The 14371-nt window shown below is 42.3% G+C and carries 16 protein-coding genes; 12 read left to right on the top strand and 4 right to left on the bottom strand.

Annotated features, from left to right (window positions below):
* Positions 1–14 precede the first annotated feature (14 nt).
* From H4K34_RS17985 to H4K34_RS17975, 3 genes are all read left to right on the top strand, one after another.
* Positions 15–1073, top strand: a complete 1059-nt coding sequence (locus H4K34_RS17985) for a DUF6340 family protein (protein ID WP_210758763.1) — start codon at positions 15–17, stop codon at positions 1071–1073.
* The gene (locus H4K34_RS17980) at positions 1070–1819 is read left to right on the top strand and encodes a TerC family protein (RefSeq protein ID WP_322107634.1); all 750 of its coding nucleotides are present in this window, start codon (positions 1070–1072) and stop codon (positions 1817–1819) included. The genes H4K34_RS17985 and H4K34_RS17980 overlap by 4 nt, the downstream gene beginning before the upstream one ends.
* 85 nt (positions 1820–1904) lie before the next feature.
* A complete protein-coding gene (locus H4K34_RS17975) occupies positions 1905–2663 on the top strand; it encodes a hypothetical protein (RefSeq protein WP_210758762.1) in 759 nt (252 codons plus the stop codon).
* Between the two features lie 70 nt (positions 2664–2733).
* On the opposite strand, the gene H4K34_RS17970 is transcribed toward H4K34_RS17975, so the two are convergent.
* Positions 2734–3219, bottom strand: a complete 486-nt coding sequence (locus H4K34_RS17970; RefSeq protein ID WP_210758761.1) for a DUF4399 domain-containing protein — start codon at positions 3217–3219, stop codon at positions 2734–2736.
* 232 nt (positions 3220–3451) lie between these two features.
* Between H4K34_RS17970 and H4K34_RS17965 the strand changes: the two genes are divergently transcribed.
* Positions 3452–4369: a hypothetical protein gene (locus tag H4K34_RS17965; protein WP_210758760.1), complete on the top strand. Its 918-nt coding sequence runs from the start codon at positions 3452–3454 to the stop codon at positions 4367–4369.
* A gap of 340 nt (positions 4370–4709) precedes the next feature.
* Positions 4710–5033 carry an RNA recognition motif domain-containing protein gene (locus tag H4K34_RS17960; protein ID WP_210758759.1) on the top strand — a complete coding sequence of 108 codons (324 nt, stop codon included), beginning with the start codon at positions 4710–4712 and terminating at the stop codon, positions 5031–5033.
* Between the two features lie 59 nt (positions 5034–5092).
* Here H4K34_RS17960 and H4K34_RS17955 read toward each other — a convergent pair whose 3' ends face one another.
* Together H4K34_RS17955 and H4K34_RS17950 are read right to left on the bottom strand one after the other, a co-directional pair.
* Positions 5093–6283 (bottom strand): glycosyltransferase, encoded by a 1191-nt coding sequence (locus H4K34_RS17955; protein ID WP_210758758.1) that lies wholly within the window; start codon positions 6281–6283, stop codon positions 5093–5095.
* A 116-nt stretch (positions 6284–6399) separates the two neighbouring features.
* A complete protein-coding gene (locus H4K34_RS17950; protein WP_210758757.1) occupies positions 6400–7443 on the bottom strand; it encodes an MBL fold metallo-hydrolase in 1044 nt (347 codons plus the stop codon).
* A gap of 162 nt (positions 7444–7605) precedes the next feature.
* Here H4K34_RS17950 and H4K34_RS17945 point away from each other — a divergent pair, with 162 nt between their 5' ends.
* From H4K34_RS17945 to H4K34_RS17915, 7 genes are all read left to right on the top strand, one after another.
* Positions 7606–8475 (top strand): helix-turn-helix domain-containing protein, encoded by an 870-nt coding sequence (locus H4K34_RS17945; RefSeq protein ID WP_210758756.1) that lies wholly within the window; start codon positions 7606–7608, stop codon positions 8473–8475.
* Positions 8476–8554: 79 nt separating this feature from the next.
* Positions 8555–9136, top strand: a complete 582-nt coding sequence (locus H4K34_RS17940) for a sugar O-acetyltransferase (protein WP_246452155.1) — start codon at positions 8555–8557, stop codon at positions 9134–9136.
* A 12-nt stretch (positions 9137–9148) separates the two neighbouring features.
* Positions 9149–9625: a cupin domain-containing protein gene (locus H4K34_RS17935; RefSeq protein WP_210758755.1), complete on the top strand. Its 477-nt coding sequence runs from the start codon at positions 9149–9151 to the stop codon at positions 9623–9625.
* 5 nt (positions 9626–9630) lie between these two features.
* Positions 9631–10839: an alcohol dehydrogenase catalytic domain-containing protein gene (locus H4K34_RS17930; RefSeq protein WP_210758754.1), complete on the top strand. Its 1209-nt coding sequence runs from the start codon at positions 9631–9633 to the stop codon at positions 10837–10839.
* A gap of 21 nt (positions 10840–10860) precedes the next feature.
* Positions 10861–11715, top strand: coding sequence for an aldo/keto reductase (locus tag H4K34_RS17925; protein WP_210758753.1), 855 nt, complete (start codon positions 10861–10863; stop codon positions 11713–11715).
* A 14-nt stretch (positions 11716–11729) separates the two neighbouring features.
* A complete protein-coding gene (locus H4K34_RS17920) occupies positions 11730–12128 on the top strand; it encodes a (R)-mandelonitrile lyase (protein WP_210758752.1) in 399 nt (132 codons plus the stop codon).
* A gap of 2 nt (positions 12129–12130) precedes the next feature.
* On the top strand, positions 12131–12511 hold the full coding sequence (locus H4K34_RS17915; RefSeq protein WP_210758751.1) for a DUF2255 family protein: 381 nt from the start codon (positions 12131–12133) through the stop codon (positions 12509–12511).
* 87 nt (positions 12512–12598) lie between these two features.
* On the opposite strand, the gene H4K34_RS17910 is transcribed toward H4K34_RS17915, so the two are convergent.
* The gene (locus tag H4K34_RS17910) at positions 12599–14371 is read right to left on the bottom strand and encodes an efflux RND transporter periplasmic adaptor subunit (RefSeq protein ID WP_210758750.1); all 1773 of its coding nucleotides are present in this window, start codon (positions 14369–14371) and stop codon (positions 12599–12601) included.

The following is a 14371-nucleotide window of genomic DNA, read 5'->3' as shown; positions in this document are numbered from 1 at the left end:
AACATCCAAGCTTTATGAAGAGAATTATACCAGCATTTTTAGTAATTGCTGCTTTACTCAGTTCTTGTGGGGGCCAAAAGCCGGTATTAATCAATACCATGCGTCCCGCAGCCCTTACCATTGATCCAGCTATTCAAACCTTATTATTGGTAGATCGCACCAAGCCTAGTAAAAAGGGCAATTGGGTTAATATTGGTGAAGGCATCCTTACGGGAGAAATGCCCCATCAGGATAAAGCTGCCGCACAGGAACTCCTGAATGGTTTGAAGAATGCTTTGCAAAGTTCACCCCGCTATGAGGTTTTAATTGCTTCTGAAAGATTAGAAGGGAACAGTTTAACCGCTGCCTTTCCAGATCCACTACCAGAGCATTTACAGTTTAATATCATGAATCGCTATCGCGCGGATGCGATCTTGGTATTGGAAGTAATGGATAGCGATTTCATCATTACTCAGGGAACACGTAAGGTGAAACGTAAAGTAGGCGAGGGGAAAAATCGCCGAGAAATTGAAGTAGATGAGTGGTATGCAGAAGGTGTAGCGAATATTCGGGTAGGCTTACGTTTATACAATCCTCGCAATAAGGAATTGATTGATCAGCAAATGATCTCGCAGACCAATACCTGGGAGGGAGCAGCCGATAGTAAAGCCGGAGCCCTGGCAGCATTGATAAGCCGCGCAGATGCGGTACGTCATTTATGTGGCCAAATCGGACATGATTATGCTTATAAGATTGCTCCAATGCCAATCACCTTAAAGCGCATTTTCTACACTAAGTCTAAAGAATCTCCAGAATTGGAAGAAGGCGGTCGCATGGCCGAAGTAGGGCAATGGGAAGAAGCGATTGAAATTTGGAAAAAGGGCATTCCTAATGCCATTGAGCCCAAAGATGCTGGTCGCATGGCTTATAATATTGCCGTAGCCTATGAGGTTTTAGGTGATTTGGAAGAAGCTAAAAGATGGGCTCAAGATGCCTATTCGCGTTATGGAAACAAAACTGCTCGTACCTATGCTAGTCAGTTACAGCGACGCATGCATGATGAAAGAGCAGTGCAAAATCAGCTTCAAGAATGAACATGGATTTCAGTGCTATTTTTAGCACCGAGGGCTTAATTGCCTTCTTGACCCTTAGTTTATTAGAGATCGTTTTAGGTATTGATAATATCATATTCATCTCGATCCTCACCAATAAATTGCCCAAAGAAAGTCAGTCCAGCGCGCGTATTTCGGGTATTTCGCTTGCACTAGTTTTCAGGGTGGCGATGTTGTTCGGAATCACTTGGATCATTCAGTTAACGGAACCTTTGTTCACGATAATGGATATGGAGTTTACCGGTCGTGATTTGGTGCTGCTGGCAGGTGGATTGTTTCTTCTGGCTAAATCAACCTCGGAAATTCATCACAAGATGGAAGGAGAGGAGCATCATGAGGAAGAAGGGAAATCCAAAGTGCGTAAGGGCTTGGCAGGCATTATTATTCAGATCGCCCTTTTAGATATTGTATTTTCCTTCGACTCAATATTAACAGCTATCGGGATGACCCAGGAATTGGGCATTATGATTTTAGCTGTTATCGTATCCTTAATAGTAATGTTGATTTTCGCGGGAAAGATTGCCGCCTTTATTGCCAAGCATCCCACTTTGCAAATTCTGGCCTTGAGCTTTTTGATTTTGATTGGGGTAATGCTGATAGCAGAAGGATTCCATCAACATATTAGCAAAGGATACATCTATTTCGCCGTGGCTTTCTCTTTAATTGTGGAGATTATCAATATGCGGGTACGGAAGGGATCCGCGAAGAAGTCGTTAAAAAAGCGCTAAAATCTTAATTGAGCAATGATCCCTAATTATTAAATGAGATTTAATGTAGATTTGTAGGCTTAAACCCTATTTTAATATTTCTCCTATGAAAAAAACAGTACTTACTTTGGCCTTGGCCCTCACTTTAGGAGCAGCTTCCGCTCAAAATGACTTGGGAATCAACATGACTTCTCCAGCCGCCGGTAGCACAGTTGGTCCTGGTGTAGCTTTTGATTTTGACGTTACCATTACCAATGTGGGAACTCAAGCAGTTACCACTAATGATACAGTAGTATACTTCCCATTATTAAATGGTTCTTTATTATACACTTCTCAAGGTGGTCAGCAAGTGCCTATCGCGTTTTCTATTACTGGAACTACTATGAACACCAGTGATACCGAAAGCCGTTCTATCAGCTTCGGTGGTTTGAGCATTAACAATGGTACAGCTCAAAACGTAGATTTTTGTGGCGGTGTTCTTGCATTTGGTCCAAACTGGAACAATGTGAACGAAAGTGATACTACTAATAACACTTCTTGCCAGTCTATTATGTATGATCCAAACGGTGGTACCGTAGGCTTAGCTGAAAACGTAATCTTCAGTGAAGGTTCTTTAACAGTATTAGACGGATCTTACTCTGATGGTTCTACTTTCTACGTAAACGTTTACAATATGAACAGCCCAGTGGCTAAAGTAAGCTTCATCGATCTTACCGGTCGTGTAGTTTACAGCCAGTCTTTCCAAACTCAAGGAAAAGAAGTTCGTGCTGAAATTAGCTTAAACGATATGCCAGAAGGTATTTTGTTAGCCGTATTAGAAGTAGACGGTAAGCAAATCAACGCTAAGAAAATTGTTGTAGAATAAGATTATTCTCACACAAGCATAAAAAAAGCAGCCTCGAAAGGGGCTGCTTTTTTTATGGGCTAATTCGAAATTACTTCACCATTACCTTGATCGTTTTCGAAAGCTGCTTTCCGTAAGAACGGTGCCATCCATCTGCAAACTGCATGGTTAAGGTGTATTTACCAGGATTTAAATCGAGGCTGTCGCTGGTCTGACCACCACCATAGTGAATGTTTACACTGTCACTTGGAACGGTGCCACCAAATTCGATATAATGGTTATTGATAATAATGTGGTGGTGACCTTTACCTTCGTGTACATCACCAGCGGGCTCCACTTCCATACCCTCTACACCAAATTGCACTAAGAAGGGACTCTCTAGTGTATCGCCATCCGCTAAGTTGGCAAAAAACACTTTAGCATCTGCAGGAGCCTTAGGTTGCCCAGACGGACTTTCACTGCTTTCTTCACTGGTATTGGTATTGCTTTCTTGTGAACTGCTTTCTTCTTGATTGGCTTGATTTTGACAAGCGCCAAGGATTAATGCTAAACCTAGCATCATTGAAATCTTCTTCATGTTTGTTCTTTTATTCAAAAATAGAGGCGATTTCGACAGGGCACAAATTATGGGCGAGCTAAATTTTTCTACATTTTTTGATAGTGAAATTCAGAAAGTAATACTGTAACTACTTGAAAACAAGATGGTATTTACTGTAAAATAGTTATTTACAGTTATTAATAATTCTTTGTTAATAGAATTACAAGTATTGATTTATAGTGGTTTATACTCTAGTTATTTTTGAAGAGCTATGAAGAAAAAAACACCCTTATTCTTGATTATGCTTTTGAGCTCCTCTCTGCTTTCGGCTCAAAGCATGCCCTATTTACTCCAGCATTTGGAGTATCAGGCTCCCGATTGGGATCAACACCTGCAATTGCAGATTAATGCCGCCAAAGATACTGTGATTTGCAGCAGCGGCAGAAATATTGAGCCAGGACTTATTCAGGAAGATCATTATGATTTATCCGGTAATTGGATTGGAGTAGATCGTATCCTCAAAGAAGGGGATGCGGCCCTACGTCGTTACAACTATAATAATTCAGAGCTTTTGGTGCTCTTTAATGAGCAGAAGCAAATTCAGAATCTGAATCGAATTTCGAGTGAGGCCAGCGCCGTGCATCGAAGCTATGAATGGCAAGACTCTTTAATCCTGAGAGTAAATGAAAATCGTGAGAATAAGATCTTGGAATGGGTATTTATTTATTCTCCAGATTTCAATCGCCTCAATAAGGTAAAGCACTACGAGAATGGACAGGAGGCCGCCGAATTTCGTTTTAGTTATAATTCTGCTGGTCAATTACTTAAAGAAGAGCATTGGGCAGAAGGAAGTCTTCAGCGCTTGGTGAGCTATCAGTATGAGGAAGGTCGCTTGCATGCGCTGATCCTAACCGATTTGGTGAAGATCGAGAATAATGTGCAAGAGAAACATTTTTATCAATATCAGGATGATGGTTGGTATACTAAGGAAGTACAATGGGTAAACCTGGACAATAATCAATTGCAAAAACGTCAATTGTCGAGCTTTAATGCCCAAGGTCAACTCTTAGAGAATAAGAAGATTTACTATTCCCCTGAGGGTAGTCATCAGAATATAGATCTGTATAGCTATCCCGAAAGTGATTCGGAATCTTGGCTAAACCTAAGTTTAAGAATAGACCGTCGTTAGGGACTGCTATTGTAAGAATCTATTTCATTCTCAATAGGAAGCATTTTTTCTTGAAAAAGAGCATTCTATCAATGCTAAAACAAGATTGTTTCTATTCATAAACAGCCTTGCTAATTCCTTATTTCCTCTCTTTTTTAAGAGCCTAATTTGGTGAAATGTAAATAAACTATCCTTTGCATTAAAAGGGCCGGGGGCCTGTATAGGCTTGCAGTAGCGGCATTGCCTCCAAAGACTATCTAAACGTTAAGTTTTAGAGAAAACGTAAAAGCTGACTGAACTTAAGCTATCTTGCGACTGCAAATCTGAGTGGATTTGTCTCATTTTTTATTTTTTTATTCTTATGAACATTTTTGTTGCAAGTCTGGACTTTAACGTTCAGGAAGATGATCTCCGTAACGCTTTCGAAGCATTTGGTGAAGTATCATCTGTTAAAATCATCACTGACCGCGAAACCGGTCGTTCCAAAGGTTTTGGATTCGTTGAAATGCCTTCTGATGATGAAGGTAGTCAAGCCATCGAATCATTGAACGGTTCCAACTTGCGTGGCCGCGATATCGCGGTTAAAGAAGCACGCCCACAGGAAGAGCGTCCAAGAGGTGGAGGTAATTTCCGCGGTGGTCGTGGCGGCGGCGGTGGTTACCGTGATCGTAACGATCGTTACTAGGATTTGAATCTTATTGACAGTCTAGATCCCGAAGTTTTACTTCGGGATTTTTTTATGCCCTATTTTTCCTCCTCTTCCGCTATAAATTCCTTTTGGGTATGCTCAAATTGCTTCACGCTCTGATTCTTACGAATTCGAGTAATGGCCAGGAGCATATAAAAGGCTGCTTTAGGAAGCTCGATAAAAATGCCCAGGTTCTTCCATTGGAAATAGGAACGAGGAATGCAGATAAAGAGCGTAAAGGCATAGAGCCCCAAATAGATATACCAATAAGGATGGGGGCTGGAGAATACAAAAGATAATGCCGCCGCTATAAACAAGAGCAGAGCAAAGAGCAATTTAGGAATCAAGGCCATTTGCAGCATCTTGTCGAAAAAGCCAATATTTCCTTTAAACAGGGCAATCAGTCCTGGGAAGAAGAATACTCTTAAAGCATGAAACTGACCGGCAATCCAACGTTTGCGCTGATTGCTGAAATTCTTGCCTTGCGAAACCTTCTCATCATAAACCGGAATATGGGGAATGAAATCGATGGTCTTGCGATGCTCATTTAAATAGAACTCAAAAAGTTTATCCTCTACAGCCGAGTCTTTATTAATATTCTCTAGAGTTTCTTTTAGGGTAGCCGCTTCGAATAGCATTCCACTACCAATCAAGGCCGAGCTTAATCCCAAATTGCGGTGTCCCTCTCTGAAGATAGTATTGGAGATGCCTTCTGTAATTCCATCCAATACCGCCAATTTGGTATTATCATTTTTAGCCGTGCGATGTAATTGATAAACCGGAATATCTTCCCGAATAATGGCATTGGTTTCCAGCAAACCATTTTTATCCATGCGATTATCCGCATCGAGAATTAAGAAGTAATCAGGCCATTTTTCCCCTTCTTGCGCTTGCATCTGCGCTAAAAGGTTTTTGGATTTAGTGGAATGCTCAAAATTCATCACCACCACTTCGGCACCCAAAGCACGCAGCTTTTCCACGGTTTCGGGCTTCATTTGGTCCGAGCCTACCACAACATGCATCAATTCTGCTGGGTAATCCAGTTCCAAGGCTTGCTTGGCCGTTTGAAGAATTATTACATCCTCCTTATAAGATGGGATAAGAAGGGTGATTTTATACTGCTTTTGATCCTGCCTTTTAATCTTGCGCGGCAAATGAGCCACTAAGGCAAAAATCAAACTATAAAAAACCTGAATCCCAATGAGGATGAGGAGAATAAGTTCCAAATACGACCAAAGTACTTGCATGGGGTAGATTGCTGTGTGGGTTCTAACAAACCTAAGTTTTATCCGATAAATTTATCCGGCTCCCAGCCAAGAAAATTAACAGATTTACTAAGATTCAGGCTATTGAAAGCCTTAGCTTATTTAAATGCATGCCACCATTCTGTGCTGGCTTCGCCAATGGAATATACTTTACCAGGTATTGGGCTTCGCCAATTGAGCTTTTTGGCTTCCGCATGTTTTCTAAAGTCTTCAATGGGATCGAACCATGCATGTTCATAGGATAAATTAAATCCGGCCCAATGAACGGGAATGGCTTCCTTCACTCCAGCATCCAATGCCGCTTGCACGCTTTCTTCGGGAAACATGTGAATATCCGGCCAATCCACACTGTATTGACCGCATTCCATAAAGGCCAGATCAAAGGAGCCGAAACGTTCACCTACTTCTTTAAAATGTGGGCCATAGCCACCATCGCCGCTAAACCAGAGGGAATGATCGGTACTTTTTAATACCCATCCGCCCCAGAGGCAACGGGCCATGGAGCTTAGTCCTCTGCCTGAAAAATGCCTACTGGGAGTGAAATGCACTTCCAATGGGCCAATTTGCTTTTGATCCCACCAATCCATTTCTTCGATTCGAGAAGCATCAATGCCCCAGGCCATTAAATGACGTTTTAAGCCCAAGGCCACTACAAAGTTTTTAACCTTGGATTCTAGTTTAAGGATACTGTCCAAATCCAAATGATCGTAATGGTCGTGGCTGATTAATACCAAGTCCAAATCAGGCATTAAATCAATTTGCTCCAAAGTCCCTTCTGAGAATCGCTTGGTTCTTGCCGGACCAATAGGGGAGGCATCCTGGCCTAGCATAGGATCGATAAGGATATTCATGCCCGCCAAACGTAGGGCTAAAGCTGAATGACCAAACCACACATAAGTTAGTTCCTTTCGATTACTTATAAAGGCCTCCGTATCAAAGTCATGCAAAGGAAGAGGCTGCTTTGGCATACCCTGAGGATTACCTTTTATCTGTTTGCAAAGCATGCCAGGAAGTTTTCGCCAGTCGATGCCGGTTTGGGTGGGAATGGCGTTTTGGAATTTCCCTTTTTGCCATTGCGGAGATTGGGCGTAGTGCTCCTTCCAGGTGCTGGTGAGCTTACCGCCAAATTGTTTTGAATTCATCTTCTGTAGTTTAGCACAAGAGCACTCGGAAGAGTTTCTCTTAAAAAGGGGCTAAAGAATGTTTCGAAGGTAAGTAAAGCTGGCATTAGTTCGAAGTATTGAACAAGGAGCTCTGTTAAAATTAGCTGGATAAAGCATATTTGAATTTCTTAATTTTGCAGCATGGATCAGAAAACGGAACGTCGAGTATCGGACTTTAACAGTGAGTTGAAGTTAAAGGGCTTTAAAGCATTTCAAATAGAGGAAGACAGCGGTGCTACCCGTGTATACAGTCGAAAGGACTTTTATAAGATCTGTTTAACTACAGGCAAAAGCAGTATCCATTATTCAGATCGTAGTTTTGAACATGAGGGGACCATTCTCTTTTTTGGTAATCCTCATATTCCTTATTCCTGGGAAACGCTTTCGCGTGATTATGTTGGCTATACCTGCCTTTTTTCAGAAGAATTTATCCAGGCTTCTGATCGCTCTGAAAGCTTGCTACAATCGCCACTCTTTAAATTGGGTGGAACTCCGGTATTGAAGATTGAAGAGAATCAAAGACAGTTTTTAAACGGGATATTTCAGAAAATCATTGAAGAACAGCAAACTGACTACTCTTTTAAGGATGACCTGATCCGCAATTACATCCACCTAATTTTACATGAGGCCTTAAAGATGAGTCCTTCCGAGAACTATATACAGCAGGGTAATGCGGCTTCTCGGTTGACCTCCGTATTCTTGGAATTATTAGAACGCCAATTTCCGATTGAAAGCCCAAATGAGCCTTTGATGCTTACCACGGCACAGCATTATGCCGAACATTTATCGGTTCATGTAAATTATCTCAATCGTGCGGTAAAGGAGATAACTGGTAAGCCCACTTCTGCTCATATTTCGGAGCGTATGATTGCGGAGGCCAAAGCCCTTTTACAGCATACCAATTGGAATATTAGTGAGGTTGCTTATGCCTTGGGCTTTGATTACCCTACCTATTTCAATAATTTCTTTAAAAAGCAGACGGGTTTAACCCCGAAGGCAGTGAGGGTTTGAATTCCATAATTTTCGGTTTGAATTTTATTAAATCCTAAGCAGCATAGCCTGCTAATTTTGCCTCATATATCAATTGAATATGATGGCAGAGATTTCCAGAGCTGATATTTTTAGTCGCCTTCGATCCGGGGAAGCAGTTCCTATGGATGATCCAGACTATTATAAAGTTAGAGAAGCTGCTGCGCGTGCGCTCTCCATTCAGGTAGATCTAAATGCTTCTCGTACCACCGATGAGATTCGGAGTCATTTAAGCATACTCACCAAAAGGGTGGTAGATGAAAGTACCATTGTGATGACGCCTTTCTCGATTAACTATGGTAAGAACCTGGAATTAGGTAAAAACATCTTTATCAATCAAAATTGCCAGTTTCTCGATTTCGGTGGTATTCGCATTGATGATGATGTTTTGATTGCCCCAGGAGTAATGCTGCTTACGGAAGGTCATCCGCTGGCGGCCAGCAAGCGAAAGTATTTACAGTCTAAGCCCATCCATATTAAGCACAATGCTTGGATTGGGGCAGGGGCTATTGTATTAGGAGGTGTTACGGTTGGTGAAAATGCCATGGTTGCAGCAGGTTCCATTGTCACCTCTGATGTGCCTGATAATGCGGTGGTAGCTGGATCACCAGCGCGAATTGTGAAAGAAGTTCCTCAATCTTAAAATACATTACTAATGAAATTTCGATACTTATTCATTTTTATAGCCGGGCTTAGTTTCAGTGCTTGTCAAAATACTGTAACAAGCGATAGTGTTGAAGTAGAATCCATTTTCCCTAAAGGCCAAGAAGGGGCTGCTGAAAACTTCACTGGAAAGGCCTACCATTTTGGTTTAGTAGCACCAGATACCACCTATAGCACTCTTGCTGGTAATGTGTATTTCGAAGCCGGTGCCCGCAGCAATTGGCATCGTCATCCGGCCGGTCAAATTTTGATTATTACAGATGGAGTTGGCTACCATCAAATTGAAGGAGAGCCTATTCAGATCATGCGAAAAGGAGATGTTGTGAAATGTCCTCCGCATGTAAAACATTGGCATGGTGCCAGTGCCGATACCGCTTTACAGCAACTTTATATCGTTCCCAATATTGAAAAGGGTATTGTAGAGTGGCTAGAGCCTGTAAGTGATAGTGTATACCAATCAATTAAATAAGCATTATGGAAAGTCCTAAAAATCCAAGTCGTAGAGACTTTATTCAGAAGAGCAGCATAGCTGGAGCCGCTGCATTATTCACCAGTCCATTGCAAGGTTTTGCATCTGCCGACCAAGTTGAAGAGGCATCAGCGGCAAGCAAAATAAACCCTGAAAAACCCATTAAAACCAAGGCTTATGCCGCTATGGACGATTCAGGTGTATTGAAACCCTGGTCCTTTGAGCGTCGTGCTTTGGGGGATAATGATATTCTGATTGAGGTGAAATTTGCCAGCATTTGCCATTCGGATATCCACCAGGAAAAAGGGCATTGGGGTCCCCAGCAATATCCTCATGTACCCGGACATGAAATTGTTGGAGTAGTTGCAGCTGTGGGTAAAAATGTAAGCAAGTTTAAAGTAGGTGACCGCGCCGGGGTAGGTTGTATGGTAGACAGTTGCATGGAATGCGATAGTTGTACCCATGGTGAGGAGCAGTTTTGTGAACGAGGTCAAACCGTATACACTTATGGCAGTCCAATGCCTGCAGAGCCCAGTGGCATTTCGCAAGGTGGCTATTCCAATACCATGGTAGTACGCGATCATTTTGCAGTTCATATTCCTGATCATATCAGTTTTGAGAAAGCCGCTCCTTTATTATGCGCCGGCATTACGACTTATTCGCCTTTAATGAAAGCGCGCTTTAATATTGGGGATAAGGTAGGAGTAGTTGGAATTGGTGGATTGGGTCACTTAGCTGTGAAGCTGGCTGTTTCCAAGGGTGCCGAATTATATGCCTTCACCACCTCTGCGGCCAAGATTGAGGATGTTAAATCTTGGGGAGCAAAAGAGGTAATTGTGGTGGATGAAACATTCCGGTCCTTAGCTGCTTATAGCAAGACTTTGGATTATATGATTTGCACCATCCCTTATCAATTCAATGCCGCGCCTTATGTGGCTTGTGTGAAGCCAGATGGTTATTTCACCTATGTAGGAATGCCCGAGGGATTCCAGATTAACCTGAGCAATATCGCGCTAGCCGCCACTCGGGTAAATTTCAACGCTTCTTTGATTGGCGGAATTCCCGAAACTCAGGAAGTACTGCACTATTGTGCGGATAATGGCGTGATGCCAGAAATTGAAATCATCTCAGCCGATCAGATTAATGAGGCTTGGGATAAGGTAGTGAACAAAGAGGCCCGCTACCGTTATGTAATTGACGCCTCTACTTTTTAAACATTTAAAAATCAATTGAAAATGATTGCACAAGAAAACTATAAGTTAAGTAATGGAATCTCCATCCCTAAATTAGGATTGGGTACCTGGTTCATCAGTGATGATGATGTGGTAGAAGCAGTAAAAGAAGCCGTGAAATTAGGCTACCGCCATATCGATACCGCGCAGGCCTATCAAAATGAAGCCGGAGTAGGTAAGGGGATTAAAGAAAGCGGAATTGCCCGTGAGGAGCTCTTTATCACCAGTAAAGTGGCAGCAGAGCATAAATCATTCGAGGCTGCCAGTGCTTCTATTGATGAGACCTTGGAGAAAATGGGTCTTGAATACATTGATTTGATGATTATTCACAGTCCTAAACCTTGGGCAGAATATTCAGGATCCGATCGCTATTTCGAAGGCAATCGTGAGGCTTGGAGAGCATTGGAAGAAGCCTACAAAGCTGGTAAGGTAAAAGCCATCGGGGTATCTAACTTCCAGAAAGAGGACTTGGAGAATATTTTGGAATCTGCCACTGTAAAACCAATGGTGAACCAAATTTTGGCTCATATCAGCAACACTCCAGAGGATTTAATCTCCTATTGTATTGAGCAGAATATCTTGGTAGAAGCTTATTCACCTATTGGTCATGGAGAACTCTTTAAAAACGAAGAACTAGCTGCTATGGCTAAGAAATACGAGGTTAGTGTTCCTCAATTAGCCATTCGCTATTGTTTAGAATTAGGTCTATTGCCTTTACCTAAAACTGCGAATCCAGCGCATATGGCAAATAATGCCGATCTGGATTTTGAGATTTCAGCAGCAGATCTGGATAGCCTCCGTAAAATGGAGAAAATCGAAGATTACGGTGAGGCTAGTGTATTCCCAGTTTATCAATAAAAAGAATTAGAAAGATGCAGATTTTTAAAAACGGAGTAATCCCTTCAATGAAGGGACCCGGAGATTGGTTTAGTGGCGAGGTTCGCCTGGATCCTTTATTTCAAAAACAAGAAAGCACCCATGCTTCGGGTGCCTTGGTGACCTTTGAGGCTGGTGCTCGTACGGCCTGGCATACACATCCGGCTGGTCAAACTTTAATTGTGGTTTCCGGTTTGGGTTGGGTGCAACGCGAAGGTGGCCCGATCGAAGAAATTCGCCCCGGTGATGTAGTGTGGTTTGACCCGGAAGAAAAGCATTGGCATGGTGCCAGCGCTAATAAGGCCATGAGTCATATTGCCATCCAAGAAGAGGTAAATGGCAGTGCAGTTACCTGGATGGAGAAAGTGAGTGATGAGCAGTATACAATCTCCTAAATATGGAAAGTAAAGGAGCATTGACAGCGGAGAAAGTGGCTGAAATTGCCGCTAAGAATGATTTCCACATCGCACCTTATCGTGCCGACGGTCAGACTCTTGGCACTTTAACCTGGATTTGGTCGGTGCAGGTAGATGATAGTCTTTATGTGCGTGCCTACAATGGCGTAAAATCTCGTTGGTATCAATCAGCCATCAGTCAAAAAGCCGGTAAGATTAAAGCCGCTGGGAAAGAATACTTAGTTGGTTTTGAAAAGGTAGATGGCGCTATTTTAAATGCGATTGATGAGGCTTATCGCCAGAAATATGCAGGAAGTCCCTATTTGGGCTCGATGATTAGTGATAGGGCTAAAGCAGCTACCATTAGAATTAAAAATCTATAGTCAGTTAGCAGGTTTAGACCCGATCATAATTTCAGAATTATTAAAAGGCTAAATCCCGGCACTACAGCGGGATTTAGCCTTTCATTTTTAAAGTTTTAAGCTTTGGCTAATTTCTCCACAAGTCAGCATGGCTGATCCGAAGTAAGGATTGCGAATTTCTTCCGATTTACTCAACCAATCGGCTCCTTTATTAGAATTGGCCATAGGACAGTGTTGAATGTACCATGAGGATTGAAGGGGAGGAAAGCGAGTTGCTAATTGTACTGCTGCCTCGGAAACTCTTATAAAGTGCTCTCGCATCTCATCCAGGTCTTGCGAATTGGCCATGGATTGCAGGCCTTTGTTCATAGCCGCAGATTCTTGCATCCAAAGTTGATGGGCATCCCCCTTAAAATAGCTCATCTTAGTAGCTCGAAGCCGCTTAGATAAGGTTTCAATTGATTTTTCGGCTGCATTAAAATCATCAGCCACTAAGGCGTCTTTTAATTTAAAATAGCCCTCCATTAAGCCTTGTATCGCCTGATTGCTGGATTTATCTACTTGAATTTTTTCTTGGCTATTGCTTGCTTTTTCTGCCATTTCCATCCCAGCATGATTATGACCTTGATGGTCCTCAGCCGCCGCTGGGTTCATCATGCTGGCTTTGCCTGCTAATTGCGCGGCAGCATCTATGCTAAAGGTTCCGTTCACGGCAATTACCTCACCAGGCTCTAAACCGGATTTCAGGACATAAGATGATCCTAAATCCGGACCAAGCAAGACCTCACGCATTTTAAAGTCTAGACCATTATCAGATTTATACATAACATAAACCACCGAACGTTCGCCGGTCCACATCACCGCAGTTTTAGGCAAAACCAGCGCGGAATCTAATTGAGGATCTCTGGCCTTAAGCCAAGCTGTGGCAAACATCTCCGGTTTTAAAAGGCCTTCGGTATTGCTTTGTTCTACCCGGGCTTGGGCTACTCTGGTTTTCGGATCAATTACCGGATCGATGTAGGAAATGCTAGCCTTGAATTTTCTTCCCGCTAAGGATGCAATCTCATATTGAAGGGAGTCGCCCTGATTAAGCCAGGCTAAATCTGTTTCATAGACATCCCAAAGCAGCCATAATTGGGATAAATCTGCTATTCGATACAGGCTTTGACCTTTCTGAATATAGTCACCTAATTGTACCAATTTAGTATCTACATAACCAGAAACATTGGCTAAAACGGGAAACTCTTCGATGGGCTGATCTGCATTAAGGATTTTTTGAATTTGAGCAGCATTAAGCTTCCAATTGCTCAATTTAGCCTGGGCGGCCTTAAAGAGTTCGGGCTGAGTTTTAGCCAATTTCCGGGCTTCAAAAAGTTCTTTCTGGGCTTTAATTAATTCGGGGGAATAGATATAGGCAATTACCTGCCCTTTTTGCACGGCTTCTCCTTCAAAATTGAGAACCAATCTTTCGATCCGCCCTGGAATATGGGAAGCTTGGGTATAAATTCGTCGTTCATCGGCCTGAACTTTACCATTGAGGCGAATTTCCTTGTACACCTTAGATCGAGTTATTTTTTGGGTTTGAACCTGAGCTAATTCCAAAGCTCTTGGCGACATATGGATAGTTTCTGGATCTAAATCAGTATTCGACTCCTGAAGAGGAATCAGGTCCATACCACAAATAGGACAGTCACCAGGCTCATTTTTACGGATTTGTGGATGCATGGAACAGGTCCATTCGGTTGTTTGTTCCTCATTTTCGGAATGATGATGCCTTTTTGAATCATCATCAGAATCACCAAAAAAGAGCCCCCCTAGGATTATCCCGAATATTAGGGCAAAGCCGACATAAAGGAGCTTAGATTTATTGAATGTTTTCAT

Origin of the sequence: Croceimicrobium hydrocarbonivorans (genome assembly GCF_014524565.1) — a bacterium.
Classification (GTDB): domain Bacteria; phylum Bacteroidota; class Bacteroidia; order Flavobacteriales; family Schleiferiaceae; genus Croceimicrobium; species Croceimicrobium hydrocarbonivorans.
This window is presented reverse-complemented; position numbering and strand designations above follow the sequence as displayed.